The 23687-nt window shown below is 46.3% G+C and carries 24 protein-coding genes and 1 pseudogene; 17 read left to right on the top strand and 8 right to left on the bottom strand.

Features of this window, described 5'->3' with window-relative positions:
• Positions 1-161: 161 nt before the first annotated feature.
• The gene (locus H6A32_RS14660) at positions 162-707 is read right to left on the bottom strand and encodes a GNAT family N-acetyltransferase (RefSeq protein ID WP_275950830.1); all 546 of its coding nucleotides are present in this window, start codon (positions 705-707) and stop codon (positions 162-164) included.
• Between the two features lie 150 nt (positions 708-857).
• Here H6A32_RS14660 and H6A32_RS14655 point away from each other — a divergent pair, with 150 nt between their 5' ends.
• The 6 genes from H6A32_RS14655 to H6A32_RS14630 all read left to right on the top strand — a co-directional run bounded on the left by H6A32_RS14655 (position 858) and on the right by H6A32_RS14630 (position 9921).
• Positions 858-3143, top strand: a complete 2286-nt coding sequence (locus H6A32_RS14655) for a bifunctional diguanylate cyclase/phosphodiesterase (RefSeq protein WP_204864717.1) — start codon at positions 858-860, stop codon at positions 3141-3143.
• A complete protein-coding gene (locus H6A32_RS14650) occupies positions 3133-4518 on the top strand; it encodes a diguanylate cyclase domain-containing protein (RefSeq protein WP_204864716.1) in 1386 nt (461 codons plus the stop codon). The genes H6A32_RS14655 and H6A32_RS14650 overlap by 11 nt, the downstream gene beginning before the upstream one ends.
• A 4-nt stretch (positions 4519-4522) precedes the next feature.
• Positions 4523-5380 (top strand): DUF5685 family protein, encoded by an 858-nt coding sequence (locus H6A32_RS14645; protein ID WP_204864715.1) that lies wholly within the window; start codon positions 4523-4525, stop codon positions 5378-5380.
• The gene (locus tag H6A32_RS14640) at positions 5361-6005 is read left to right on the top strand and encodes a DnaJ domain-containing protein (RefSeq protein WP_087168988.1); all 645 of its coding nucleotides are present in this window, start codon (positions 5361-5363) and stop codon (positions 6003-6005) included. The genes H6A32_RS14645 and H6A32_RS14640 overlap by 20 nt, the downstream gene beginning before the upstream one ends.
• Positions 5996-6526: a hypothetical protein gene (locus H6A32_RS14635; protein WP_204864714.1), complete on the top strand. Its 531-nt coding sequence runs from the start codon at positions 5996-5998 to the stop codon at positions 6524-6526. Before H6A32_RS14640 ends, H6A32_RS14635 begins: the two co-directional genes overlap by 10 nt.
• 152 nt (positions 6527-6678) lie before the next feature.
• Positions 6679-9921, top strand: a complete 3243-nt coding sequence (locus tag H6A32_RS14630) for a UvrD-helicase domain-containing protein (RefSeq protein WP_204864713.1) — start codon at positions 6679-6681, stop codon at positions 9919-9921.
• A gap of 162 nt (positions 9922-10083) precedes the next feature.
• Here the strand turns inward: H6A32_RS14630 and H6A32_RS14625 are convergent, their stop codons facing one another.
• Both H6A32_RS14625 and H6A32_RS14620 read right to left on the bottom strand, forming a co-directional pair.
• Positions 10084-11193, bottom strand: coding sequence for an MBL fold metallo-hydrolase (locus H6A32_RS14625; protein ID WP_204864712.1), 1110 nt, complete (start codon positions 11191-11193; stop codon positions 10084-10086).
• 16 nt (positions 11194-11209) lie between these two features.
• The gene (locus tag H6A32_RS14620) at positions 11210-11539 is read right to left on the bottom strand and encodes a winged helix-turn-helix transcriptional regulator (protein ID WP_138373614.1); all 330 of its coding nucleotides are present in this window, start codon (positions 11537-11539) and stop codon (positions 11210-11212) included.
• 194 nt (positions 11540-11733) lie between these two features.
• Here H6A32_RS14620 and acgA point away from each other — a divergent pair.
• The 4 genes and pseudogenes from acgA to H6A32_RS14600 form a co-directional block, all read left to right on the top strand.
• Positions 11734-11835 (top strand): annotated as a pseudogene (gene acgA / locus H6A32_RS16735) (ACGX-repeat peptide); the annotation flags it as partial.
• A gap of 47 nt (positions 11836-11882) precedes the next feature.
• Entirely contained in the window at positions 11883-12026 is a 144-nt protein-coding gene (locus tag H6A32_RS14610; protein ID WP_204864711.1) for a 4Fe-4S binding protein, read from the top strand.
• 10 nt (positions 12027-12036) lie between these two features.
• On the top strand, positions 12037-12957 hold the full coding sequence (locus tag H6A32_RS14605) for an SIR2 family NAD-dependent protein deacylase (protein WP_243424952.1): 921 nt from the start codon (positions 12037-12039) through the stop codon (positions 12955-12957).
• A 96-nt stretch (positions 12958-13053) separates the two neighbouring features.
• Positions 13054-14550, top strand: a complete 1497-nt coding sequence (locus H6A32_RS14600) for an ATP-binding protein (protein ID WP_243424951.1) — start codon at positions 13054-13056, stop codon at positions 14548-14550.
• 137 nt (positions 14551-14687) lie between these two features.
• Here the strand turns inward: H6A32_RS14600 and H6A32_RS14595 are convergent, their stop codons facing one another.
• The 4 genes from H6A32_RS14595 to H6A32_RS14580 all read right to left on the bottom strand — a co-directional run bounded on the left by H6A32_RS14595 (position 14688) and on the right by H6A32_RS14580 (position 16794).
• On the bottom strand, positions 14688-15197 hold the full coding sequence (locus tag H6A32_RS14595) for a nitroreductase family protein (protein WP_204864710.1): 510 nt from the start codon (positions 15195-15197) through the stop codon (positions 14688-14690).
• Between the two features lie 83 nt (positions 15198-15280).
• Positions 15281-15946, bottom strand: a complete 666-nt coding sequence (locus tag H6A32_RS14590) for a hypothetical protein (protein WP_204864709.1) — start codon at positions 15944-15946, stop codon at positions 15281-15283.
• Positions 15939-16280 carry a PadR family transcriptional regulator gene (locus tag H6A32_RS14585; protein WP_191427882.1) on the bottom strand — a complete coding sequence of 114 codons (342 nt, stop codon included), beginning with the start codon at positions 16278-16280 and terminating at the stop codon, positions 15939-15941. Before H6A32_RS14585 ends, H6A32_RS14590 begins: the two co-directional genes overlap by 8 nt.
• A gap of 178 nt (positions 16281-16458) precedes the next feature.
• Complete coding sequence (locus tag H6A32_RS14580) at positions 16459-16794, bottom strand: substrate-binding domain-containing protein (protein ID WP_346342293.1); 336 nt, start codon at positions 16792-16794, stop codon at positions 16459-16461.
• A gap of 111 nt (positions 16795-16905) precedes the next feature.
• Here H6A32_RS14580 and H6A32_RS14575 point away from each other — a divergent pair, with 111 nt between their 5' ends.
• From H6A32_RS14575 to H6A32_RS14545, 7 genes are all read left to right on the top strand, one after another.
• On the top strand, positions 16906-17667 hold the full coding sequence (locus tag H6A32_RS14575; protein WP_191434478.1) for a carbohydrate ABC transporter permease: 762 nt from the start codon (positions 16906-16908) through the stop codon (positions 17665-17667).
• 4 nt (positions 17668-17671) lie between these two features.
• The gene (locus tag H6A32_RS14570; RefSeq protein ID WP_138373620.1) at positions 17672-18772 is read left to right on the top strand and encodes an ABC transporter ATP-binding protein; all 1101 of its coding nucleotides are present in this window, start codon (positions 17672-17674) and stop codon (positions 18770-18772) included.
• A 40-nt stretch (positions 18773-18812) separates the two neighbouring features.
• Positions 18813-20162 carry a glycoside hydrolase family 32 protein gene (locus tag H6A32_RS14565; protein WP_204864708.1) on the top strand — a complete coding sequence of 450 codons (1350 nt, stop codon included), beginning with the start codon at positions 18813-18815 and terminating at the stop codon, positions 20160-20162.
• Between the two features lie 28 nt (positions 20163-20190).
• The gene (locus H6A32_RS14560) at positions 20191-21147 is read left to right on the top strand and encodes a carbohydrate kinase family protein (RefSeq protein WP_204864707.1); all 957 of its coding nucleotides are present in this window, start codon (positions 20191-20193) and stop codon (positions 21145-21147) included.
• Between the two features lie 129 nt (positions 21148-21276).
• Positions 21277-21435 carry a hypothetical protein gene (locus H6A32_RS14555; RefSeq protein ID WP_204864706.1) on the top strand — a complete coding sequence of 53 codons (159 nt, stop codon included), beginning with the start codon at positions 21277-21279 and terminating at the stop codon, positions 21433-21435.
• The gene (locus H6A32_RS14550; protein WP_158099195.1) at positions 21428-21571 is read left to right on the top strand and encodes a hypothetical protein; all 144 of its coding nucleotides are present in this window, start codon (positions 21428-21430) and stop codon (positions 21569-21571) included. The genes H6A32_RS14555 and H6A32_RS14550 overlap by 8 nt, the downstream gene beginning before the upstream one ends.
• 24 nt (positions 21572-21595) lie before the next feature.
• Complete coding sequence (locus tag H6A32_RS14545) at positions 21596-21955, top strand: ATP-binding protein (protein WP_087169005.1); 360 nt, start codon at positions 21596-21598, stop codon at positions 21953-21955.
• A 164-nt stretch (positions 21956-22119) separates the two neighbouring features.
• Here H6A32_RS14545 and H6A32_RS14540 read toward each other — a convergent pair whose 3' ends face one another.
• Positions 22120-23373, bottom strand: a complete 1254-nt coding sequence (locus H6A32_RS14540; protein ID WP_430749595.1) for an ATP-binding protein — start codon at positions 23371-23373, stop codon at positions 22120-22122.
• Positions 23374-23687: the final 314 nt, after the last annotated feature.

Genomic DNA, 23687 nt, shown 5'->3' with positions numbered 1-23687 from the left:
AAGTTAATTTTTTGTTGCCCAATTTCAAAAAAATCGTTATAATAATCTTGTTTTAGCATAGTTCCATTATAACATGGAACGGAGAGGAAGATGGTTGTCGTTAGCCATCTTTTTTCTCTTTTTAGAGGATAAATTTCAGGGGCAGATGTGACTCGTATGAGTCACATCTGCCCCTGATTTGGACTATCTATTTCCCGATAGCTCCATATTTTATATGCAAAGCCCACTTCGTAATAAGTTTTGCCACCCATATCGACAGCTTTTTCGGCAACTATTTTCCCACCCATTTTCTGATAAAATTTTTTAGATGGTTCATTATCCTTTAAACACCAGATAATCATCGATTCCCTTTCGCGATTAATAAGATCATTTTTAGTATATTCGAAGAGCTTTTTGCCAATACCTTTTCTTTTTAGAGAAGGGGCTACGTACAGTGCAATCAGTTCACAGTCTATATCAGACATAAAAGGAGAGAACTGATTATTATCTGTATATCTACAGAACCCTACAATTTTACTGTCTTCTTCAGCAACGATAAATTCCGTTTCGAGATAATCCTGTTCCCGTTTAGAAATCTTCTCTTCGATATCAATGGAATCAAGATAAGAATCATCTACGATTCCACGGTATGCGATCTGCCAACTTCTCACCTGGATATTGACCATGTCTGGTATATCTTCTTTTGTCATCCTACGTATAGTCAGCATTAGTTTCACCTCCGTGACGTTTTAAAATATGAGATTATTTTACCATAGAAGCTGTCATACACAAAGTCAATTTTTAGAGTTTTCCATGCACTCCTTGACACCTCATACTTCTCTAATTTATGATAAAAGCATGTTAAAGGATGTGGAAATATGAGCGAAAAACAGTTGATGAGAAGGCTGAGGAAAATCACAGCGGTAGTTGTGGTGATCAGCATTCTATTGTTCCTCGGGGGAGGCTTTATTACATCCTCGCTTGGCCGGGTGCAGAAAGATACCATGACAACGCAGATGATTTCAGAGGCGGAAGAATACAAGGCAAATGTACTGCGTAAAATCAAGATGGATCAACAGACACTCCAGACGCTGGCGAGTTTCTTCCGGTTCAGCAATACGATCAGCATGATTGATACGGATGCCTTCGCGAACGGTCTTTATGAATCGAACCGGCATAACAGTTTTATCCAGATGGGTTATTTTACGGAAGACGGCGATGGAATCCGGGTGACAGTTGATAGAGAGATTAAGAAAAATGTCCGTGTGGAAGATCTGGAAGAGGAACTGCAGGCGAGTATCGGAGAGGCGTGGCAGGGGGAGAGCGCGGTGTCCAGAGTCTATGAGGATGCCCGGACCGGGGAAAAGGTTTTTTCCTATGCTGTTCCTGTCTATCAGGGAGACGAGATCACAGGTGTGCTGACTGCGAAAGACAGCATTGAAGCATTTGAAGATATTCTGGATGATAAGACGGCTATGAACGGTTATGGTTATGTCCATATGATCGGAAAGGAAGGGAAGTTTCTGATTCGTTCTAAAAATAAAGTCGTCAATAGAAGAGTGGAGAGTATTTTTGACGGGAACTATATCACAGAGGCAGAAAAGGAGAAAATCCGGGAAGCGATCGATAATGATGAGAGCGTGTTCAGTAAATTCCGGTATCAGGGAACGGCGTATCAGATTTATCTGAATCCGATCGGCCTGAATGGCTGGTACCTTTTCTGTGTTGATACAATGCAGGGGGTGAATGCGCCCATTTATCAGATGATCAATGTTACAAGGGCAATTTTTATCGGAGTCCTTTGTCTGAGCGTATTTCTGCTGATTTATGGGTACCAGATGCTGAGAAAGAATCATAAACAGCTGATTGAGCTTGCTTACTATGACTCTTTGACAGGAGCATATAATACGGTCCGCTTTATGCAGGAAATGAAGGATGCGCTGTCAGGACCGGAAAAGTACAGTGTCTGCGTTCTGAATATTCATCAGTTTAAATTTATCAATGAAATATTCGGGCGCGCGCAGGGGGATAAACTTCTCTGTCATATCAGTCAGGTATTGAAGGAAAGTGTGAATCCGGGAGAGTATTTCTGCAGAGATACCGGTGACTTTTTCTGGATGATTTTAAAAGGGCAGAATGAAGAAGCGATCAGAGAGCGTCTCTATGAAATGATGGAAAAGATCAGCCGTTTTTCATTGAGCCAGCATCACAACTATCAGATTATGATCTATTGTGGAGTGGCTGTGCGGCGGGATGACAGTTCCGCAGAAATGATGATGACGCATGCAATGTTCGCACTTCAGACGGCCAAAGGAACGGACCGGAATAATGTCTGGTTTTATGACGTGGAGCTTCACAAGCAGGAAACGTTGCAGAACTACATCGAAAGTCATATGCATCAGGCGCTGAAGGACAAAGAGTTCCGGATGTTTTTACAGCCGAAGATGGATATGAGGACGGGAAAGCTTGGAGGCGCAGAAGCGCTTGTCAGATGGATTCCAAAAGACGGGACAATCATCTATCCGAACCAGTTTATCCCGCTGTTTGAAAGCAATGGGTTCTGTTCCAGCCTGGATATGTATATGGTGGAAAATGTCTGCAGGAAAATCCGGGAGTGGATCGATGCCGGGATCACACCGGTTCCGATTTCCGTGAATCAGTCAAAGATCCTCTTTTACGAGGAAGACTATGTGGAGAATCTATGTGCTGTTCTGGAACGGTACCGGATTCCGGGCGATCTGATTACGCTTGAGATTCTGGAGGGACTTGCCGCAGGAAATATTGATGAACTCAATGAGAAGATCGATCAGTTAAAGGAGAAAGGCTTCCGCATTTCCATGGATGATTTCGGAAGCGGATATTCTTCTTTTAATACACTTGGAAAACTCCATATCGATGAGTTGAAGATGGACCGGGTATTCCTGTCAGCGATTACGGGGAAAGAAGATGAACGGCAGAAGATTATTATGGCACAGGTAGTGGATCTGGCAAAGAAGCTTCGGATTTCTACTGTAGCGGAAGGTGTGGAAACAAAAGAAAATGAAACATTGATCCGGACACTGGGATGCGGCTACGGTCAGGGATATTACTACAGCAGGCCGATTGATGAGGATGAATTCGACAGGAAGTATATGGAAAAGGGGAACGGAAATCATGAAGTGTAAGGAAAAAGGAGGAAAGACGTGGGAATACAATCCGGTCTTTCAGACTTTAAATCAGTTTTATAACTATGCATTGACAAAGCGCGACGCAGAAAGTGCGGCAGCGCTGATGACAGAAGATGTTTATTTTCTGGGCGCTTCCGAGGTAGTGTTCGGACGGAAAGTGTTTATCCAGTTCCTGGAGGGAGAATTGAACAGTGTCGCAAAGCCGATTTTATATCAGATCACGGATTACAGGGAAAAGAACCGGGACGGACATTCCTGGGACTGCTACTGTCAGATCGGGATTGCAATGCAGGGGGAAGAACAGCATGAACATGAAAGCATTGCCAGAGTAACGGCCACTGTTGTGGAGGAGAACGGGCAATACAGGATTTCAGTTCTTCACCGGACTTTGCTGGAAGGTTATATTCAAAAAGAGGAACGGTTTCCATTCCGCATTCTGTCAAACCGCCGTGGAAAACTGGATCAGATTTCCAGGCGTGAACTTCTCGATATCATCTGCGAGACGATGCCGAGCGGTGTGATCGGAGGGTATATGGAGGACGGTTTTCCGATTTACATGGTCAATAATAAGCTTCTGGACCTGCTTGGATATACATATGAGGAATTCATGCAGGCAACAGGAGGAAATGTACTGAACCGGATCTGGAAGAAGGATCAGGATGAAGCAATTGCCGCAGCAGAAAAAGAATGTCAGGAACATGGGGAATACGAGATTGAATATCGAATGATGAAAAAAGACGGGAATTTTGTGTGGGTTTATGACCGGGGAAGAGTGATCACCACACAGGACGGTCGAAGGGCGGTAATCAGCCTGATCGTCGATATTTCTGAAAATGTGCGTATAAAAAACAATCTGTTTGTAGAATCCGTGACAGATCCGCTGACCGGACTTTACAACCGCAGAGGCGGCGAAATGATGGTTGCACAGAAACTTGGAAACGGCAAACCTTATATCTTCCTGATGCTGGATATTGACAGATTCAAGGAGGTTAATGATTTCTACGGCCATCACGAAGGAGACAATGTCTTAAAGTATGTTGCGGAGGAGCTGAAGCACTGCTTCCGGCGGGATGATGTGATCATCCGGCTTGGAGGCGATGAGTTTGTGATTTTTGTGCATCCATGTACCAGCATTCCGGCAATCGAGAATAAACTGGCAGGAATCAGCACGGTATATCAGGAAAAAATTGATCAGGAGTACCCGAAAAGCAAATCCTCCCTATCTTTTGGAGGGATTTATGCAGATCACGGAATTCCGTTCGTGGAATTATACAAAAAAGCGGATCAGATTTTATACGGGGTAAAACAGCAGTGTAAAGGAACCTTTCGCATCGTAAATGCAGAGGAAGAAAAAACAGCAGAACAGGAGTAGTTTGATGTTTGGATATGTGACAGTCTGTGAACCGGAACTGAAAATAAAAGATTTTCGAAAGTACAGGTCGTATTACTGCGGGCTGTGTCAGGAGTTGAAGGAAAAATATGGATTTTCGGGGCAGATGACATTGACCTATGATATGACGTTTGCGATTATTCTTCTGACTTCGCTGTATGAGACTGAGACAAAGACAGAACAGAGGCGCTGTAAGGTGCATCCGGTGAAAAAGCAGACGATGAGAAGAAATGAAATTACAGAATATGCGGCGGATATGAACCTGCTGCTCGCCTATTATCATCTGGAGGATGACTGGGCAGACGAGAAGAAACCGGCGGCCCTCGCCGGAAAGGGAGTACTCCGGAAAAAGGCAGACAGGATCATTCGAAAATATCCACGCCAGAGCCGGGTGATCAAAAAGGCGCTGCGGGGTATCCGAAAGTGTGAAAAAGAAAACTGTATGGATCTGGACCGGGTCTCCGGGTACTTCGGGCGGATGATGGCAGAGCTTTTTGTTTACAAAAAGGATGTATGGGAAAAAACACTTCGAAGAATCGGAATTTTTCTCGGAAAGTTCATCTATCTGATGGACGCGTACGATGATCTGGAGGAAGACAGGAAAAAACACTGCTACAATCCGCTCATCAGAATTTGTGAAGAAGAGGATTTTGAAGAGCGGATCCGGGGGATTCTCTGCATGATGATCGCGGAGTGCAGCGCAGAATTTGAAAAGCTTCCGTGCCTTTTGGATGTAGACATTTTGAGAAATATCCTGTATGATGGAGTGTGGAATCGTTATAGATTAATTCAGATGAAAAAGCAGGAAGGAAAGGAACAGGATCATGTCAAAGAATCCGTATGATGTATTGGGTGTATCCCCAAACGCATCTGACGAAGAAGTAAAAAAAGCATATAGAGAGTTAACAAGAAAATATCATCCTGACGCGAATGTAAACAATCCGCTGGCAGATCTTGCCGAGGAGAAGTTTAAGGAAGTACAGGAAGCATATGATGAGATTATGAAAGAGCGTGCATCGGGCGGAAGCTCCGGCGGTTACTCCTACGGGGGCGGTTCATCCTATGGCGGAGGCTCTTCCTACGGCGGAAACAGCAACGACGTTGAGATGCAGGCAGTCTTTAACTATATTAACAACAGACGCTACCGTGAGGCGCTCAATCTTCTGGACAGGATGCCGAACCGGACCGCGATGTGGTATTACGCAAGCGGTGCGGCAAATGCGGGGATCGGAAATCTGGTTGTAGCAAGAGAACATGCCGCACAGGCAGTGAATATGGAGCCGAATAATGTGCAGTACCGTCAGCTGCTAAATCAGATTGACTGGAACAGCAGAAGATATCAGAATAATCCGTACGGAGGCGGATACGGTGGAAACTCATCCTGCGGTACGGGAAATATGTGCTGTGATTTGTGGCTGGCGGATACGCTGTGTGAATGTATGGGAGGAGATCTTTGTTCATGCATGTAAAAGGGAAAATGATGGCGTTCTGCGGTCTGTTCATTGCACTGTCGGTCGTTTGTATGTCTCTCGGAAGCGTGATTGAGACGAATACGCTCTTCCTGCTTGCAGCTGCTTCATTTTTTGTAGGTATTGTAATCAGGGAGTTCGGAATGAGGACAGGAGGGGCCTTTTATGTGGCGGATGTTCTGCTCGGTCTTCTGATTGCACCGAACAAGTTTTATGTTTTCTCCTTTGCGGCGATGGGGCTTTATATCGTGATCATCGAAGCGGCATGGAGATTTCTGGGACGTTCCAGCCGGACACAGCGGCAGACTATTTTCTGGGCAGTCAAATATATGGCGTTCAATGTCATGTATATTCCGATGCTGATATTTTTTGAAGAACTGATTCTGGGCGGGCAGAAACTTTCCCCGATTATGACGGCCGGAATCTGGATTGCAGGCCAAGTTGCACTGTTTATCTATGACCGTGCATATGAGTATGTACAGGCCCATGTCTGGACGAAAATCAGAGGAAGAATGTTTTAGAGGGATGCTATTTTAGGTCTCGGTATACAGTAGTGTACCGGGGCCTTTTTATAATGCCCGGGAGTTTGTTTTCCCGTGTCCGGCTTGACCGGATCTTCAGACCGCGTTACAATTTCGGTAGTTCTATTTTTACAAATGAGGAGTTTTGTGCGATGTATATTGCGGATTTACATATCCACTCCAGATATTCCAGAGCCACCAGCAAAGACTGCACACCGGAACATCTGGATCTGTGGGCAAGAAGAAAGGGAATCCACCTTGTCGGAAGCGGGGATTTCACCCATCCGGCATGGCGGGAAGAGTTAAAGGAGAAACTTCGGCAGGATGAAAACGGTCTCTATGTCCTGAAAGAGGAATACCGGATCCATGAGGACTCGGCACCTGATCATATGATTCCGCGCTTTGTGATTACCGGGGAGATCAGTTCGATTTACAAGCAGGGCGGAAAGGTGAGGAAAGTACACAGTCTGATTCTGCTTCCGGATCTTCAGAAGGCAGAGATCATATCCAGAAAGCTGGAAGAAATCGGAAACATTCATTCGGACGGAAGACCGATCCTCGGCATTAGTTGCCATGACTTGCTTGAAATCATTCTGGAACTGTGTCCGGAGGCCGTCTATGTGCCGGCCCATATCTGGACGCCGCATTTTTCCATGTTCGGTGCGTTCTCAGGGTTTGATTCCGTGGAAGAATGTTTTGGAGACCTCTCCGGCTACGTGCATGCGGTGGAAACCGGGCTTTCCTCCGACCCGCCGATGAACTGGAGAGTGTCGGCTCTGGACCGGTTCCAGCTGATTTCCAATTCGGATGCCCATTCTCCTGCAAAACTCGGGCGGGAGGCGAATCTTCTGGATACGGAGCTTTCCTATCAGGGACTGAAAACCGCGGTGGAGACAGGAGCGGGACTTCTGGGAACCATCGAATTCTTCCCGGAGGAAGGAAAATATCATATGGACGGGCACCGCAAGTGCGGGCTTTGCCTGAGCCCGAAAGAGACCGAAAAGTATGGCGGAATCTGCCCGGTGTGCGGGCGCAAGATCACGATCGGAGTGTCCCACCGGATTGAGCAGATGGCGGACCGGCCGGAACAGTATCAAAGACCGGGAGCAAAGCGGTTTGAAAGTCTGATCCCGCTGCCGGAAATCATCGGGGCGGCTCTGGGACACAGTTCCGCAAGCAAGGGCGTGCAGCGGGAGTACCAGAAGCTGACGGCAAGCCTCGGGGCGGAATTTGAGATTCTGCGGAATATTCCGGTGGAAGAGATCCGGCATGTGTCCGGCAGACTGATCGCAGAAGGAATCGAACGGCTCCGGGCAGGGAAAGTGACATGGAGTCCGGGATTTGACGGAGAATACGGAAAAGTCCGGATTTTCGATGAGGAAGAGCGTAATGAGACAGACGGGCAGATGGATTTTTTCAGTATGCTGGGAGTGAAAGAAGAGGTAGGAAAGCAGGCAAAATCCGGAAAAACACGGGAGAAAAAAGTGAAGGCTTCGGAGGCCGTGACGGCGAAGCGAAAAGAGCCGGACGAAAAGCAGGAAGAAGCTATAGAAGTAACAGGAAAACGGCAGGCGGAAAATGCCGGAAAGAATCCGGGCAGACTTAATGAGAAGCAGCAGAAGGCGGCACATTCGCTGGACAGAAGGACGGATGTCATTGCAGGACCGGGAACCGGAAAAACCAAGACATTGATTGCGAGACTTCTGTATCTGGTGAATGACCAGAAGATAAACCCGGATCGGATTACGGCAGTGACCTTTACGAACCAGGCAGCGGGAGAAATCCGGGACCGGCTGCAGCAGGCTGGAGAGCAGGGTAGCAGTTTTGCCGGACTTCAGACGGGAACATTCCACGCCATCTGTCTGCGTTTCCTGAAGGAGCGTGGAGTCCGGGTTCTTCTGGCGGATGAAACCCGGTGCATCCGTCTGGCAGAAGAGATTCTGGCACGATTTGGAATCGACGAAGAGCCGAAGGAGTTTCTGGAACAGGCGGCCAAATGGAAGGAAATGCAGATCATGCATCCGGAAGAGACTGGAGAGAAGGGACAAAAGGAATCGGGCAGGACAGCAGCCTATGAGGCCTATGGGGAAGAAATGGCAGGCCGGGGACTCTTTAGCTTTGAAGATCTGCTCCTGGAGACGGTCCGGCTATTAAAGGAGTATCCGGAAGAGAAAGGATGGCGAAAGCCGTTCGGACATCTGCTGATCGATGAATTTCAGGATATCAGCCCGGTGCAGTATGAACTGATGAAAGAGTGGAACCGGGGCGGAGAAAGCCTGTTTGTGATCGGAGACCCGGATCAGGCGATTTACGGATTCCGCGGGTCGGATGCCCGCTGCTTTGAAAGACTGCATCGGGAATTCCCGGATCTTAGCATGGTCCGGCTGGAAGAAAACTACCGGAGTACACCGCAGATTTTAAACAGCTCCCTTGCCGTGATTTCAGAAAATCCGGGAGAAGAGCGGATCCTCCATCCAAACCAGAAAGACGGCGTTCCGGTCCGGATGTTAAAGACCGGCGGAGAAATGGCAGAGGCAATCGCGGTGGCAAAAGAGATCGGACGCATGGCAGGCGGGATCGGAATGCTGGAGGCCCAGCGGACGTCCGAAGAAAAAGAACGGAAAATCCGAAGCTTCCACGAAATCGCAGTACTGTACCGGACACACCGGCAGGGAGAACTTCTGGAAAACTGTCTGAGAAAAGAAGGAATTCCGTACGTGGTATCCGGAAGAGAATCCTTTTTGAAAGACGAGACCGTCCGCCGGAGCGCAGCCTTTTTCCGGTACCTTCTGGATTCGGAACAGACGGCGGCAAAAGAAGAAGGAAGCCTTCTGTTTGCAGACGGAGAAGGAAATCCCCTTGGCAGTCTGCTGTTTGAAGAGACGGCACAAGTCTGGAAAAAGAAAATCCAGGAACAGAGCCCGGCAGAACTTCTGAAAGAATGGATCCGGGAGATGGGAATGGAGACGAACAAAGCCATGGAAAAACTATCCCGGATGGCAGTATGCTATGAAACGATAGAAGAACTTCTGACAATGCTGGAACTTGGAGTAGAAAGCGATCTGAAACGCTGCGGGGAGAAACAGTACACCGCAGAAGCAGTGACACTGATGACCCTCCACGGCTCCAAAGGCCTGGAATTTCCGGCAGTGATTCTATATGGAGCAGAACAGGGAAAAATTCCTCTGGAAAACGAATATTACGAGACGGATTTCGAAGAAGAACGACGGCTCCTTTATGTCGGAATGACAAGAGCCAAAGAAGAACTGATCCTCACATCCGCAGGAGAAGAAAGCCCGTTTCTGAAATCACTCTCCGGTGACCTGCTCCAACGAGAAACAGCCGGCAGGAAAAAACAACAAGAACTCTGGCACCAGATGAGCCTGTTTGAATGATATTCATTGGGGACGTGTTCCGGCGTTTCGGAACCTGTCCCCGATGAAAAAAATCTGACAATTTGAGTTTTCCCTTATTTTATGCGGGTTTCGGGCGTTTTTTGCGTTTTGGGGACGTGTTCCGGTGCATCGGAACACGTCCCCAAAATGGTTAAAATCCCTCTATTTTTCTTCAATCTGGAACTGTACCATGCTTCCAGCCTGTTCGGTTACCCAGAAATGTATGACTTTTTTCATCAGCATATCTTTCAGTACTTTTGTGTGCGGGTGTTTGTATTTATTCTGGTATCCTGCGCTGATGATCAGGACAAACTGCCCGCAGGAAAGTTCTTCGTTATAATTGTGCATGGAACCGTGATGTGGAACCTGTACGGTGCCGACAGACGGCATGTAGGCAGAGAGTTCTCCGGTGAGTGCGTCCCAGTTTTCTTTTGTTCCGGCGTCGTAGTCGCCCAGATACAGGCAGCCGTCCGGATAGCCGGTTCTGCGCCCGGATTGTGGTTCTGTCAGATCCGGCATGAAAAAGCGGTACGGGCGGATCTGGCGGTGATCCGGCGTAAGCGGCCCGGAGTATACGACAAGGGAGTTGGAATTGAGACTTCCCGGTGCGTATTTCTGGTAAATCCGTTTAATATCATCCCAGTCATAGGAGAAGATATCGGATGTCTCAAGGTAGGCCTGCAATGTCTTTTTATCATATCCATTTTTCTTCAAGCCCCGGAAAAATGCCTTGCTTCTTCGGGTATTCTGGAAATTGTAAGGCACATAACCCCAGTCCGGGTTGCTATCGGACACAGTCAGATCCACTGCCTTGCCGGAAGGAACAGCACCGACATTGCCGCCCGGTCTGCGGCTGGAATCCTGCGGCATCACATAAAAGATTTCCGGAGTCTGCGTATCGACAGGAAGGGTGTAATCCTGCACTGCCCCATAAGGATCCACGATAAGTTTGGATAAAAATTCCGATTCTGTATTTTCCAGCCGGGCAATGAGCCTGGTCAGAAGGATTTCTTCCTCCGTCAGGAACGGAAGGTACAGACGTTCCACACAGCAATGGGATAACAGAAATGGAAGTCCGTTGATGTGATCTTCGTGTAAATGGGAAATAAAAACTGCCTGAATCTTCTCCCTGGGCTCAAACGTGCAGGCAATCTGCTTTTCGATAGCGGACCTGCTTGTGGATGAACCGCAGTCATAGACAACATTGACTCCGCAGTCAAACTGTTCTGTATAAAAGGCACCCTGCCCAACAGGTAAAAAACTTCTGATCATGTATGTACCTCCCGTATCATTCGTTCATCATTTTCTGATATGCACTGCCCCACTGTTCCATGGCATCAAGAATCGGCTCCATGGATTTACCAAGAGGGGAAAGGGCATATTCCACCCGCGGCGGCACTTCCGGATAAACTGTTCTTGTGATGATCCCGTCATCCTCCATCGCCCGGAGACTGTCTGTCAGCACTTTCTGGCTGACCCCTTCCAGGTCTCTTCTCAGCTCATTAAAACGCCACGGCCGCATCCGAAGATTTCTCAGAATCAACAGTTTCCATTTGCTTCCGATCAGCTGTACTGTCGTTGCCACAGGACAGGCCGGCATTTCTTCTTTTGTCATCATCTGGCGTCACCTCATCTCAATAGTTTTGCTGGGAATATTATATCAGATTTGAATGTAACATGCCAGTTGAATCCAGGGGTTATAAAAAGGTAACTAAGTAATAGATTAGTGCGTACTTTTTTCAGGAAGTTCCCGGCAGTACAATAAAACTGCAAACGGGAAGTCGTTTGACGACAAAAAAGGAGGAACAGAATATGTCACTTTTGAATCTGTTTGGATGGAGCAAAAAAATGGAAGAAGCACCGGCATCTGCATGCGGAGCAGCAGGAAAAGCGGAGGAAACACCGGCAGCATGCGGCACAGCGTGCGGAGCAGCTGACAAACCGGAAGAGACACCATCTGCATGCGGTTCTGCGTTTCGGTCTGCCCGCAGAGGTGTGTTACACCGGGAGCTGCAGGAACACCGTATCACATCAGTCCGGAACACTGTCTGCACTGTGGAAACTGCTCTGAGCACTGTCCGGTATCGGCAATAGAACGAGTATGAGGTGAGAAAGATGTTATCAAGATTGTGGTCGAAAAAACCGGGAGAGTCCGGGGAAATGAATATAGAGAAACTGAAAAAAGTGTTGAATGAGGCGGAGAGTGTGCTTATCGGCGCGGGCTCAGGCCTCTCCACTTCCGCGGGATTTGTCTACACCGGAGAACGTTTCCGGAACTATTTTTCTGATTTTGAGGAACGCTATGGATTTCATGATATGTATTCCGGCGGATTTTACCCGCATGATACGCTGGAGGAACACTGGGCATACTGGAGCCGCTATATCTGGATCAACCGCTATATGGATGCACCGAAACCGGTCTATGACGAACTGCTCGATCTGGTGAAAGACAAAGACTATTTTGTTCTGACTACCAACGTAGATCACTGTTTTCAGAAGGAAGGATTTGAGAAACACCGCCTTTTCTACACCCAGGGGGATTATGGTCTGTTCCAGTGCAGTAAGCCGTGCCATCCGAAAAATTATGAAAATGAAGAAATGGTTCGGCAAATGGTACAGGCACAGGGATTTGAGATTGCGGAGAATGGAGAACTGATTCTGACGGATGGAACAGTGCCAAAACGGCAGATCCCGTCGGAACTTGTCCCTTACTGTCCGAAATGCGGGAAACCGATGGCAATGAATCTGCGCGCAGACGATACCTTTGTGGAAGATGAAGGATGGCACCGGGCAGCAGAACGGTATGCGGATTTCCTGCGCAGACACCAGAATGGAAAGATCCTGTTTCTGGAGCTTGGAGTCGGATTTAACACTCCGGGAATCATCAAGTACCCATTCTGGCAGAAAACAAATCAAAACCCGAAAGCAGTATATGCCTGTGTAAACTACGGGGAGGCTGCGGCACCGGAACCGATTGCGGAGCGGTCGGTCTGCGTGGATGGGGATATTGGGGAGGTGTTAAAAAAATTAAAGTAAAATTATGGACTATTTCCATAGTATGATTTGCAATTTGCATAAACTATTGCTATAATATACTTTGCAAACTACAAAGAAAAATGAATTGTATAATAGTTGAATTCCAACGGAATAATATTATTATGGAGGTGTATTATGGCAATTGTAAGTGATGAACAGGTTATAAAAGTATTGCAACAGTATAATCCGTGGTGGCGTACACCTTCTGCTATAAAGGAAGAAAGTAAGCCTCAAAAGAGGCTGGCATATTATGAAGCTCTGAAAACGCTTACACATAAGAGCATCCGGAGGTTTGCCGTTTTGTCTGGTATGAGGCGTGTAGGTAAGACGACAATTTTATATCAGATTATTGAGCATCTGATTGATGAGGGAGTCAATCCTAAAAACATTTTGTACGCTACTTTTGATAATCCGATTCTGAAACTTGTCAATGTGGAAAATGTGCTGTCCATTTATGAATCTATGTATCCTATCGAAGGCATACGGTATATTTTCTTTGACGAAGTGCAGTATACTGAAAATTGGGAACTTTGGATGAAGGTGATTTATGATAGCAGAAAGGATATTCGCCTGATTGCCACAGGATCTGCCAGTCCTATTTTAGAAAAGGGTTCTGCAGACAGCGGTACAGGTCGATGGAGTGTTCTCAAAATACCGACCATGTCATTTTATGAGTATTGCAGGTTACTTGATCTGGACTTGCCTCTTCTGCCGGAGGATTTACGTCTATCAGAGCTTCCAGGCTATGGTTTGGCACAACTTGGTGATTTGATGAATAAATTCATTCCTCTGCAAAATCATTTTAACCGTTATCTTATGATTGGAGGCTTTCCGGAGCTGGTATTATCGGACGACGATGCTTATGCCCAAAGGATGCTGCGAGAAGATGTGGTTGATAAAGTTATTAAGCGCGATGTACTGTCGCTATTTAATATACGAAGTCCTTTGCTGATGGAAAAGCTGTTTCTCTACCTGTGTATGAATTCTACGGAGATTTTTAATGCAACTACCGCAGCCAAGGAATTGGAGAATATCTCGATCACAACAATTGACAGTTATATCAAGGCATTGGAAATGTCCAATCTCATTTATCTGGCAAAGCCGATGAATGTGGGAAGCAAAGGTTCGCTAAAAGGGAAACCGAAAATATTTGTCGCTGATTCGGCTATCCGTAATGCTGTGCTGATGATTGACGATGTACTTTCGGATGAAAAGGAACTTGGTGCAATGGTGGAAACAACTGTTTACAAGCATATGGTTTCCTTCTATCAGGGCAGTCCGGCACAACTGGGATATTTCAGAAAGGCAAAGGATAATCAGAAAGAGGTTGATGTGGTAGTGGAACTTCCTCGCCAGAAGATTCTCTGTGAAGTAAAATATCGTAATCAATCCCACATTGCGGAGACAGATGCCATTGTAGAGTTGTGTAAGGACGAAAAATCCAAAGTAACAAACGCCTTTTTAATCACAAAACGCCTGGACGATTTTGGTATTACCAGGCACGAAACAATGGTACCGATTTTGCGTGTACCGGCCATTGCATTTCTCTATATCTTAGGCAAGACGGAAGCAGAGGGAAAGAATGGAATGTGACTATTTTGCCTTTGAACAAATATTTTTTGAATGGACAATATAAAAGCCACTTTGTATTTCCCTAAAAAGGAGGGGAGGAACAGAAGGCTTCCAAAAGAGAAGCTTTCTGTCCCTCCCCTCCTTTTAGAGTAAAGTTCTTACCGAATATACGTCACGCGGTCCGGGTCGAATCCCCCTCTTGCCGCAGGTGTCTCATCTGCAACGCCGACCGCTACGATTGATACAGGAATACTCTGAGTATTCAAAATTTCCTGGATTTTTTCCACCCGGTCCATGGCAGGATAGCAGCCGCACCAACAGGTGCCGTATCCGAGATCTTTTGCCTGAAGGAGAAGATTTTCAATGGCTGCGCCGCAGTCCTGCGGCCAGTAAGGTCCACATTTACCTTCCTGGAGATCCGGCCGTCCACAGACAACGATGGCAGCGGAGGCGGTGGTAAGCATACTGGTGTATGGATGAGCTTCCTGAAGTCTGTCCATTGTATCACGGTTGGTAATGACGAAAAATTCCCACGGCCTTGTGTTGCATGCGCTTGGCGCCATCATGGCAGCTTCCAGCATCTTCTCAAAATCCTCCTGCGGGATTGTAACCTGTTCTTTATATTTGCGGATACTTCTTCTTTCACGGATTACGTCTGAACAATTCATACTAAATTCTCCTTTCCTCTAAAGACAATTTTCTGAACGATTTGATTACGTTTATTATAACGCCGGGCGGGCCGGGAAGCAAACTAGTCCGTATACGCGGCCAGCAGTTTGTGTACACAGAAGCAGATCACAAATCCTGCAATGTAGACGGCGATATGCACGTTCAGGACGGTATTCCGAAACAGAATTGCCGGCGCCATGCAGACCAGGACGGCAAAGAACAGGATCAGGATGAAACGGAAACGGTTCTTCCGGCGAGCCTGTTCGGATTCGTCTTCGAGAGAAGTTTTGCAAATATACTGTACAATCGCGTAAGAAACGACGAGAATGATCAAAGTTGCGGAAATCGTCCCCGAGGAGACCGGAACGTGGATCAGGCTGCCGCCGTTTTGTACGCTGTCAAGAAGTCCCGTGACCATCCAGAGCGGCATCAGAATCGCAAGGCCAAGGAACAGAATGTCGGCATGGTAAGCGATCGTCTGTAAAGGCGTCCGCGGCGGAAGTTCTGCTACAATGCCTTTGCAGAATTCTTTGTAGTCCTCTCCGAGAACTTCGGAAGCAGAAGCCCCTCTTGCAGCTCCTTCCAGTAACATCCGTGTAATATCCAGCCGGACAAGTTCTACCTGATATTCACTGATCGGAAAGGATTTCAGATAGACGACAATATCGGTCAGGATCTGCCGTGTTTCTTTCGGCAGTTGCTTCTCATAATGATTATTCTGCTGTTGCAACGCTTTTCTTTTATTCATCATCATTTCCTCCCTTCACATCGGCAAGCAGGGCAGCGACAGCGGCGGATAATTCCCGGTAGCTTGTCAGAAAAGACTGAAACTCCGTCTCCCCATCTTCCGTCAGTGAATAGTACTTGCGCTTCGGACCTACGTCGGACTGACGGTAGGTGGCACGGATCATTCCATTTTTCTCCAGACGCAGGAGAATCGGATAAATGGTTCCTTCCGTAATCTTTCCGAAGCCGTACTGTCCAAGTGCCTCTGAAATTTCATATCCATATGTTTCTCTTTTTCGGATGATGCCAAGGATACAGCCCTCCAGTGTTCCTTTCAACATCTGCGTCGAGATCATAATTATCACATCCTATTTTGTAATACCAAATAGCTTGAGTATATGGTAATACAAAATACCGGATGTGTCAATAGAAACAGGAGTAAATGAGAGAAAATGAGGGAAAGAAGAAAGAAAAAACCGGATACGGCAAGCATCTCCGGTATCCGGTTTCGGAAAAAGTGTCAGGTGAGTAGTGTTATACTGTTGTTTCGCGCCTGATCAATATTGGCGGAATAATCTTATGCACCGGCTCTTTTAACGGTTCCGGTCGTCTTTTTTTACGTTCTGCCATCTGTGCGGACAAAATGTTCATTGCTTCATTGGCGATGACAGAGATCTGCTGGCCAACTGTACTCATAGGAATGACGGCCTCTCTGGAAATCGGAGAATCGTCAAAGCCGATGATCTGATATGTTTCCGGAAGTTTCCCGTATTTTTGAAAGAGAATATTCAGGAGCACATTTGCGTGGGTATCATTAGGCATAAATACCCCTTTCTTCCTGCCGGGATATTTACTTTCAAGCTGATCCACAAGGCCGGAAATCCGTTCTTTGTTTTCTTCAAATAGCAAAAGCGAATTAACTGGATCCTGGTAGCAGTACTGCTGATCCTGTCAATCTTCTTCCTGTTTCCTGTAATATGGATGCTGGCGAACTCCTTTAAGCCGGATGCGGCAATTACCGCCGATATGAATTCGGTTGCGGCATTTATCCCTCCGGCACCTGACGGAAATTTCTTTGAAAACTATGTTTCCATTATCACCGATACGAGTTTTTTGAGATATATGGCGAATACGCTCTTTTATGCGGCAATTCTCATTCTTTTAAGTATTGTGGTAAATGGACTTGCAGGATATGCGCTGGCAAAAATCAAGTTTCCATTCCGTGACCAGTGGCTTATGATTATCATTATGCTGCTGATTGTGCCGACAGAGACAGTCATCACCATTCACTTTCTGATTATTGCAAAGGCAGGGCTGCTGAATACAATTGTAGGATATATTCTTCCGCTGATTGTGAATCCCTTTAATATCTTTCTGTTCCGTCAGGTGTTCGTAAGTCTGCCGGACGATGTGTATGAGGCGGCACAGCTTGACTTCTGCGGACCGGTAAAATACTTTTTCACCATGGTTCTGCCGATGTCAAAGACAGTTGTGGCGACAGTCAGTGTATTCACATTCCTGAATGTGTGGAATGACTACCTCTGGCCGTCACTGGTATTTACGTCCAGTGATCTGCTGACGGCTCAGATCGGCCTGAACTCCATCACATCGAATGAAAATACAACGATGGGACAGACACTTGCAGTTATCACTCTTGTTACGATTCCGGTTATTATTATCTACTCTCTGTTCTCAAAACAGATTGTGGAAGGCGTAACATCAACAGGTTCAAAGGAAGGATAAGAAGATGAGTTTTATAGAATTTAAAAATATTTGCAAAATGTACCCTGGATCAGATAAAAATACAGTAGAAAATTTCAACCTTGATATTGAAGAAAAAGAGTTCATTGCTTTTGTAGGTCCGTCCGGCTGCGGAAAATCCACAACATTACGTATGATTGCCGGATTCGAGGAGATCACCGGAGGAGAACTCTATATTGATGGAAAAAAAGTGAATGAAGTGGCGCCGAGGGACAGGGGCATTGCCATGGTATTTCAGAACTACGCACTGTATCCGCATATGACGGTGGAGAAGAACATCGGATACGGATTGAAGAATATGAAGATGCCGGAGGACCAGATTAAGAAAAAGGTCGACTGGGCGATTGATATCCTTGGACTGGAAGAATACCGCTATCGTAAACCGAAAAATCTGTCCGGAGGACAGAGGCAGAGAGTTGCTCTCGGGCGCGCTATTGTAAAAAATCAGAAAGTGTTCCTCATGGATGAACCGCTCTCAAATCTGGATGCGAAACTTCGCGTCAGCATGAGGACGGAGATCAGTAAGCTCCACAGAGAACTGGGGGCAACCACAATATATGTTACGCATGACCAGGTGGAAGCAATGACCATGGCAGACCGGATTGTTATTATGAAGGACGGAATTATCCAGCAGGTTGGAAAGCCTATGGAACTTTATGATCATCCGAAGAATCAGTTTGTCGCCGGATTCATCGGCTCCCCTCAGATGAACTTCTTTGATGTCACTGTTTCCGGAAATACGGTGAAATTCGCCGATGGAAATACAATCACTTTATCAGAGGGAATGGCAAAAAAACTGGGTGGACACCAGGGGGAAATGGTACTTGGAATCCGCGGTGAGGATATCAAGATGGATGCACAGAATATGGATCTTCACAGTGACAACCGGCAGTATGCGGTCATCACGGATACAGAAGTGATGGGGAATGAAAACAACCTGTACTTCAACTTCGGCGGAACACAGGCAGTGGCGAGAGTATCGAAATATGAAATCAGCCAGATCGGAGACCGGATTGATTTCGTGTTCATGCCGTCAAAAATGCATTTCTTTGACAAGGAGACGGGAATCAACTATACGGAAATGTGATCCCAGGTCAAACAAAGATAAGATAGACATGGAGGAAGCTATGAAAAGACAGCGATTGCACTTGAAAGCGCCGGATAACTGGATCAACGATCCGAACGGCTTCATATACTACAAAGGATATTATCACCTGTTTTATCAGTATTTCCCGTATGAACCACGCTGGGGAACCATGCACTGGGGCCATGCAGTGAGCAGGGATCTGGTAACATGGGAACATCGGGGAGTGGCACTTTATCCATCTACCCATGAAGACAGGAACGGATGCTTTTCCGGAAGTGCTATAGAGGAAGACGGAAAACTGTATCTTGTTTATACCGGCGTACGCTACGAGGTTGTGAATCCGGAAGATCCACATACGTGTCTGGATGAACAGTTTGAATCTGCCCAGCTTATGATTACTTCCGAGGACGGATTCCACTTCGACAATGAAGAGGGAAAAACAGTCATCATTCCTCCGCTTACAGATAAAAAGATCGGCGACCGGACACATACGAGAGATCCTAAAATCTGGAGGGGAAAAGACAGATGGTATCTGATTATTGGAAGCACGGTGGAAGAAAAGTATGGAGAAGTCCTTTTTTACCAGAGTGAGGATCTGCATACATGGACCTATGTGAATAAAGCATGGAAAGGCCCGGATTATGGATGGATGTGGGAATGCCCGGATTTCTTTGAAACAGAAGGGGGCGGCGTACTGATGGTTTCCCCGATGGGACTGCTTAAAAACGGAGAAAAAGAGAAAAATCAGTCAGTATGCTTCCCGGTGGAATTTACGGAGAGTACCTGCCAGATGGAAATACCGGATCAGTATCAGTTTACAGATTATGGAATGGATCTGTATGCCCCTCAGACCACACGTGACTCGGAGGGCAGGAGAGTGATGGAAGGCTGGATCCGGATGCCAAAACCGGCGGAAGAAGGCTGGATTGGGATGTTCTGCCTGCCGCGAATTGTAGAGAGAAAGGGAAATCATATTTATTTCCGAATACATCCGAATGTGAGGGCGGCATATTCGAAAGAAATCACGGATATTTCCTGCGCCTCGGAAGACGGATACATGGCGGTGTTTGAACTGGAGGACGGGGAGACGGCAGATATCGGCGGTTTCCTTATCAAAAGAAAAGGAAACCGGATTCAAACGGACCGGACGGCAGTATATCCGTCCTTTGAGGGAGCGCATCTGCTATCCGAGACACCGGAACTGACAGATGGATGTCGGATTGAGGTACTGGCAGATAAGAATCTGATTGAAGTTTATATCAATGACGGAGAGTATGTGATCAGTAATGCAGTGTATGGAACCGGCGATTTTATTAAGGTAAACATTGAAAAAACAGTACATCTGTATACACTGAAGGAACATGGTGAAAGAACACGGGGAGAGGAGTAAGGCGGACTTTGGTTCTGCTGCAGGGACTATGAAAAAATATGATGTGACAGCACTGGGAGAACTGCTGATTGATTTTACAGAAAACGGGGTCAGCGGTCAAGGCAATCCCTTGTTCGAGGCAAATCCCGGAGGAGCACCCTGTAATGTCCTTGCCATGCTTTCAAAGCTTGGACGAAATACAGCTTTTATCGGGAAAGTCGGGAAAGACGTTTTTGGAGAACGGTTGAAGACCGCTTTGGAAGAAGCGGGAATCGATGCTCAGTATCTTCGTATGGATGAAAAGATCCATACGACCCTTGCTCTTGTGCATACCTTTCCGGGTGGGGACAGGGAGTTCTCCTTCTATCGAAATCCAGGAGCAGACATGATGCTTACAGAAGAGGAGATTCCGGAAGAGCTGATCCGGAATTCCAGAATTTTTCATTTTGGAAGCATTTCCATGACCCATGAAAAGGTAAGGAATGCTACCAGAAAAGCAGTACAGATCGCAGAACAAGCTGGATGCATGATCTCCTTCGATCCAAACCTGCGGGCACCCCTCTGGGACGATCTGAATGAGGCAAGAGAGCAGATACAATGGGGATTGAAGCACTGCCATATTTTGAAGATCTCAGATAATGAAATTACCTGGCTGACCGGGAAAAAGGACTACACAGAAGGTGTGGAGTGGCTGAACAACAGATACCGGATTCCGCTTGTACTTGTATCTATGGGAAAAGCAGGAAGCAGAGCTTACTATAAGGGGAATATAATAGAGGTACCTCCAATTCTACGGGAGGACACGATAGAGACAACCGGAGCCGGGGATACATTCTGTGGATGTATACTGAATGGGATTCTGGAAAAGGGGCTGGAACAACTTACAGACGAATATTTGAAAGAAATGCTGATGTTTGCCAACAGCGCAGCTTCGGTGATCACAACAAGAAGAGGTGCATTGCGCGTGATGCCGTCAAGAGAAGAAATCGAGGGAAATTTTAGTTAATATTGACAGAGCTCGTAAAGTCCTGGTTTTAGAAGGCTTTACGGGCTTTGTTTTTTGTCCGGCAGTGTCAAAATTCGTTTTTCAAGAAAAGGCGTTATGCAAGTCCTGACCGCCCATGATGTTACCTGGATGAGAAGAGACAGTTTCTGCCGGGATCAGCATGTAGCAGAACAGCCGGAAGAAGTCCCATCGATGCCGGTCAAACCCCGGATTTTTCAGATAGAGCCACCCAAACAGCACTCCGGAGTTGAAAAATTCAACTTTGAGGAGGGCCTGTGGGATGAATGAATCAATACTTGAAAGAATCCAGTCCAATGCAAAGGCACTGAAGATCGATCTTTATACAGCAGAGCTGGCCAGCTATGCCGATGAAAAAGAACTCACGCCGGAAGCTCTGGAGGCAATCTGTGGAGTTTTTGAATAACTGGAGCAAAAAAAATACGACTCCATGGTCCACACAATGCTGAAGCTAAGCAAGCTTCCGATGAACGAACCAAAAACCTTTGAAAGATTTGATTTCAGCAGGCTCCATGGAAAACATGTGCAGTCGCTGAAAAATCTCTCTTCTCTGTCTGCTCTGTATGCAAGAAAAAATCTGGCATTTATTGGGCCGCAGGGTGTAGGCAAAACTCATCTGGCCATGGCTTTTGGACGGGAATGCTGCCTGAAAGGATATAAGACTTATTTCTTAAGGGCAAGCGAACTCAACCAAAAGTTGACGGATGCAAGGAAACACGGCCGGGAGGGGGCTGTCATCAACGGGCTGGTATCGCAAAACATACGGAGTATAAAAACGCGTAACTGTTAATAACATACATGATGCATTGACGATTTTAAATTGACTGAGATTGGCGTTTTTTATCCGACTCTGAATGGCGAAAATCGCCCGACGCTAACAATGGTAAAAATTCTCACGAAGAACATAGAAAAAACGAGGGCTGTTCGGTCCTCGTTTCTTCTGCAAAATACTGATTAAATGAGCCAAACGGGTACATACCAGTTCTTTTCGTCCACAGGCAACAGATCGTTTGCCATACAGACCACACTTCCGGTTCCAATTTCAACCTTTAAAGACTCTAATCCTCCGAAAGACGATTCCCTGCTAACGGGTTCCAATACCTTGAAATTTTTAATCGCGGCCTTACCCGGTGACGCCGATTTTTTGATCTCTATTGGAGAAAGAATACCATTTTGATATAGCAACAGGTCGATTTCTTTCTGGTCTTTATCTCTGTAATAGAAAATAGGCGGCTCTTTTCCTGCGTTCAGATAACTCTTATAAATCTCTGAAAAAACATAGCTCTCAAAGAACGCCCCGGACATGGCGCCCCTTTCCAGGGCTTCGGGATTGCCCCATCTTAAAAGGTACGATGCCAGGCCAGTGTCCAGGAAATGGATCAATGGCATCTTTACCACTCGCTTAAGTGCATTGTTGTGATAAGGCTGTATAAGCGCAATGATATGGGATGACACCAGAATAGAGAGCCATTTTTTGGCTGTTGGAGCTGAAATACCTGCGGCACTCGCCAGTTCTTCATAGACAACAGGCTTTGAAGTCCACGCAGCAACAATCGTCATAAAATTGTAAAACTGCATTTCATCCGCGACCTGTGCCAGATCCCGGATATCCCTTTGCAGATAGGTGTTAACATAGGAGCGGTAATAAGTTTCCCAATCCACATTTTCATCTGCATAGAGTTCCGGCATAGAACCTTTGAATATCCTACGGTAGATCTCATTCAAATCTCTTTTTCTTTTTACAGGCAAACGCTCCATCAAATCCCCGGCTTCTGTCTGGAAAGGCTTGCTTGGTTCATGGTAGATTTCCGCATCGGATAATCCCAACAGGTTTACGATTCCAACCCGTCCGGCCAGACTTTCGCTGACATTTTTCATAAGGCGGAAAACCTGCGATCCTGTGATCCAGAAATCACCTTTTTTCTTAGAACGGTCAACACTCATTTTGATGTAGGGCAATAGCTCTGTTGCATACTGGATTTCATCAATCAATACCGGTGGGGAATACCTCTGTAAAAACAGGGCAGGATCGTGTTTTGCCAGATAGCGGACATCAGGATCATCCAGAGTCACATATTTACGCTCTATGCCTTCGCTTTGCTCTGTCTCTGACATCCTTTGCAATAAGGTCGTTTTTCCAACCTGTCTGGGGCCGGTTACCAGCAGCACCGGAAACATTTTGGACACCCGTGCAATCGTATCTTCCACAGCTCGTTTGATATATGCCATGACAATCTCTCCCTTCGGTTATAGTATAGTCAATTTCATTTAGAATATTCGTCCAAACCAAATTATAATTTTATTATAGTCAGAATTTCATAGATTGTCAACAAAATCTCTGGCTAAACCAAATTGTAATTTTCGTTTAGCCGGATTATTCGCCGCAATTTAAGTGGGTATATTCTAACTAACTAAAACTTCCCACACCAATACGGTGTGTTGAACCTTGAAAATTCAATATTTCAGCCAATAAAAAAGGCATAAACCTGTCCCGTTTGGTATAATGGAATTGACGAAAAACC

The sequence above is a fragment of the Drancourtella massiliensis genome, from assembly GCF_016900655.1.
Taxonomy (GTDB): domain Bacteria; phylum Bacillota; class Clostridia; order Lachnospirales; family Lachnospiraceae; genus Sellimonas; species Sellimonas catena.
Note: the sequence above shows the minus strand (reverse complement) of the source record. Positions and strands in the feature narration are given on the sequence as shown.

Bases quoted from the DNA above. Each gene is read 5' to 3' on its own strand.
- H6A32_RS14565 (WP_204864708.1), top strand. From the start codon at position 18,813: ATGAAAAGACAGCGATTGCACTTGAAAGCGCCGGATAACTGGATCAAC.
- H6A32_RS14640 (WP_087168988.1), top strand. From the start codon at position 5,361: ATGTCAAAGAATCCGTATGATGTATTGGGTGTATCCCCAAACGCATCT.
- H6A32_RS14545 (WP_087169005.1), top strand. From the start codon at position 21,596: ATGGTCCACACAATGCTGAAGCTAAGCAAGCTTCCGATGAACGAACCA.
- H6A32_RS14655 (WP_204864717.1), top strand. From the start codon at position 858: ATGAGCGAAAAACAGTTGATGAGAAGGCTGAGGAAAATCACAGCGGTA.
- H6A32_RS14570 (WP_138373620.1), top strand. From the start codon at position 17,672: ATGAGTTTTATAGAATTTAAAAATATTTGCAAAATGTACCCTGGATCA.
- H6A32_RS14555 (WP_204864706.1), top strand. From the start codon at position 21,277: ATGAGAAGAGACAGTTTCTGCCGGGATCAGCATGTAGCAGAACAGCCG.
- H6A32_RS14630 (WP_204864713.1), top strand. From the start codon at position 6,679: ATGTATATTGCGGATTTACATATCCACTCCAGATATTCCAGAGCCACC.
- H6A32_RS14595 (WP_204864710.1), bottom strand. From the start codon at position 15,197: ATGAATTGTTCAGACGTAATCCGTGAAAGAAGAAGTATCCGCAAATAT.
- H6A32_RS14660 (WP_275950830.1), bottom strand. From the start codon at position 707: ATGCTGACTATACGTAGGATGACAAAAGAAGATATACCAGACATGGTC.
- H6A32_RS14605 (WP_243424952.1), top strand. From the start codon at position 12,037: ATGTTATCAAGATTGTGGTCGAAAAAACCGGGAGAGTCCGGGGAAATG.
- H6A32_RS14635 (WP_204864714.1), top strand. From the start codon at position 5,996: ATGCATGTAAAAGGGAAAATGATGGCGTTCTGCGGTCTGTTCATTGCA.
- H6A32_RS14610 (WP_204864711.1), top strand. From the start codon at position 11,883: ATGCGGTTCTGCGTTTCGGTCTGCCCGCAGAGGTGTGTTACACCGGGA.
- H6A32_RS14585 (WP_191427882.1), bottom strand. From the start codon at position 16,280: ATGATCTCGACGCAGATGTTGAAAGGAACACTGGAGGGCTGTATCCTT.
- H6A32_RS14590 (WP_204864709.1), bottom strand. From the start codon at position 15,946: ATGAATAAAAGAAAAGCGTTGCAACAGCAGAATAATCATTATGAGAAG.
- H6A32_RS14650 (WP_204864716.1), top strand. From the start codon at position 3,133: ATGAAGTGTAAGGAAAAAGGAGGAAAGACGTGGGAATACAATCCGGTC.
- H6A32_RS14645 (WP_204864715.1), top strand. From the start codon at position 4,523: ATGTTTGGATATGTGACAGTCTGTGAACCGGAACTGAAAATAAAAGAT.
- H6A32_RS14625 (WP_204864712.1), bottom strand. From the start codon at position 11,193: ATGATCAGAAGTTTTTTACCTGTTGGGCAGGGTGCCTTTTATACAGAA.
- H6A32_RS14550 (WP_158099195.1), top strand. From the start codon at position 21,428: ATGAATGAATCAATACTTGAAAGAATCCAGTCCAATGCAAAGGCACTG.
- H6A32_RS14575 (WP_191434478.1), top strand. From the start codon at position 16,906: ATGCTGGCGAACTCCTTTAAGCCGGATGCGGCAATTACCGCCGATATG.
- H6A32_RS14560 (WP_204864707.1), top strand. From the start codon at position 20,191: ATGAAAAAATATGATGTGACAGCACTGGGAGAACTGCTGATTGATTTT.
- H6A32_RS14620 (WP_138373614.1), bottom strand. From the start codon at position 11,539: ATGATGACAAAAGAAGAAATGCCGGCCTGTCCTGTGGCAACGACAGTA.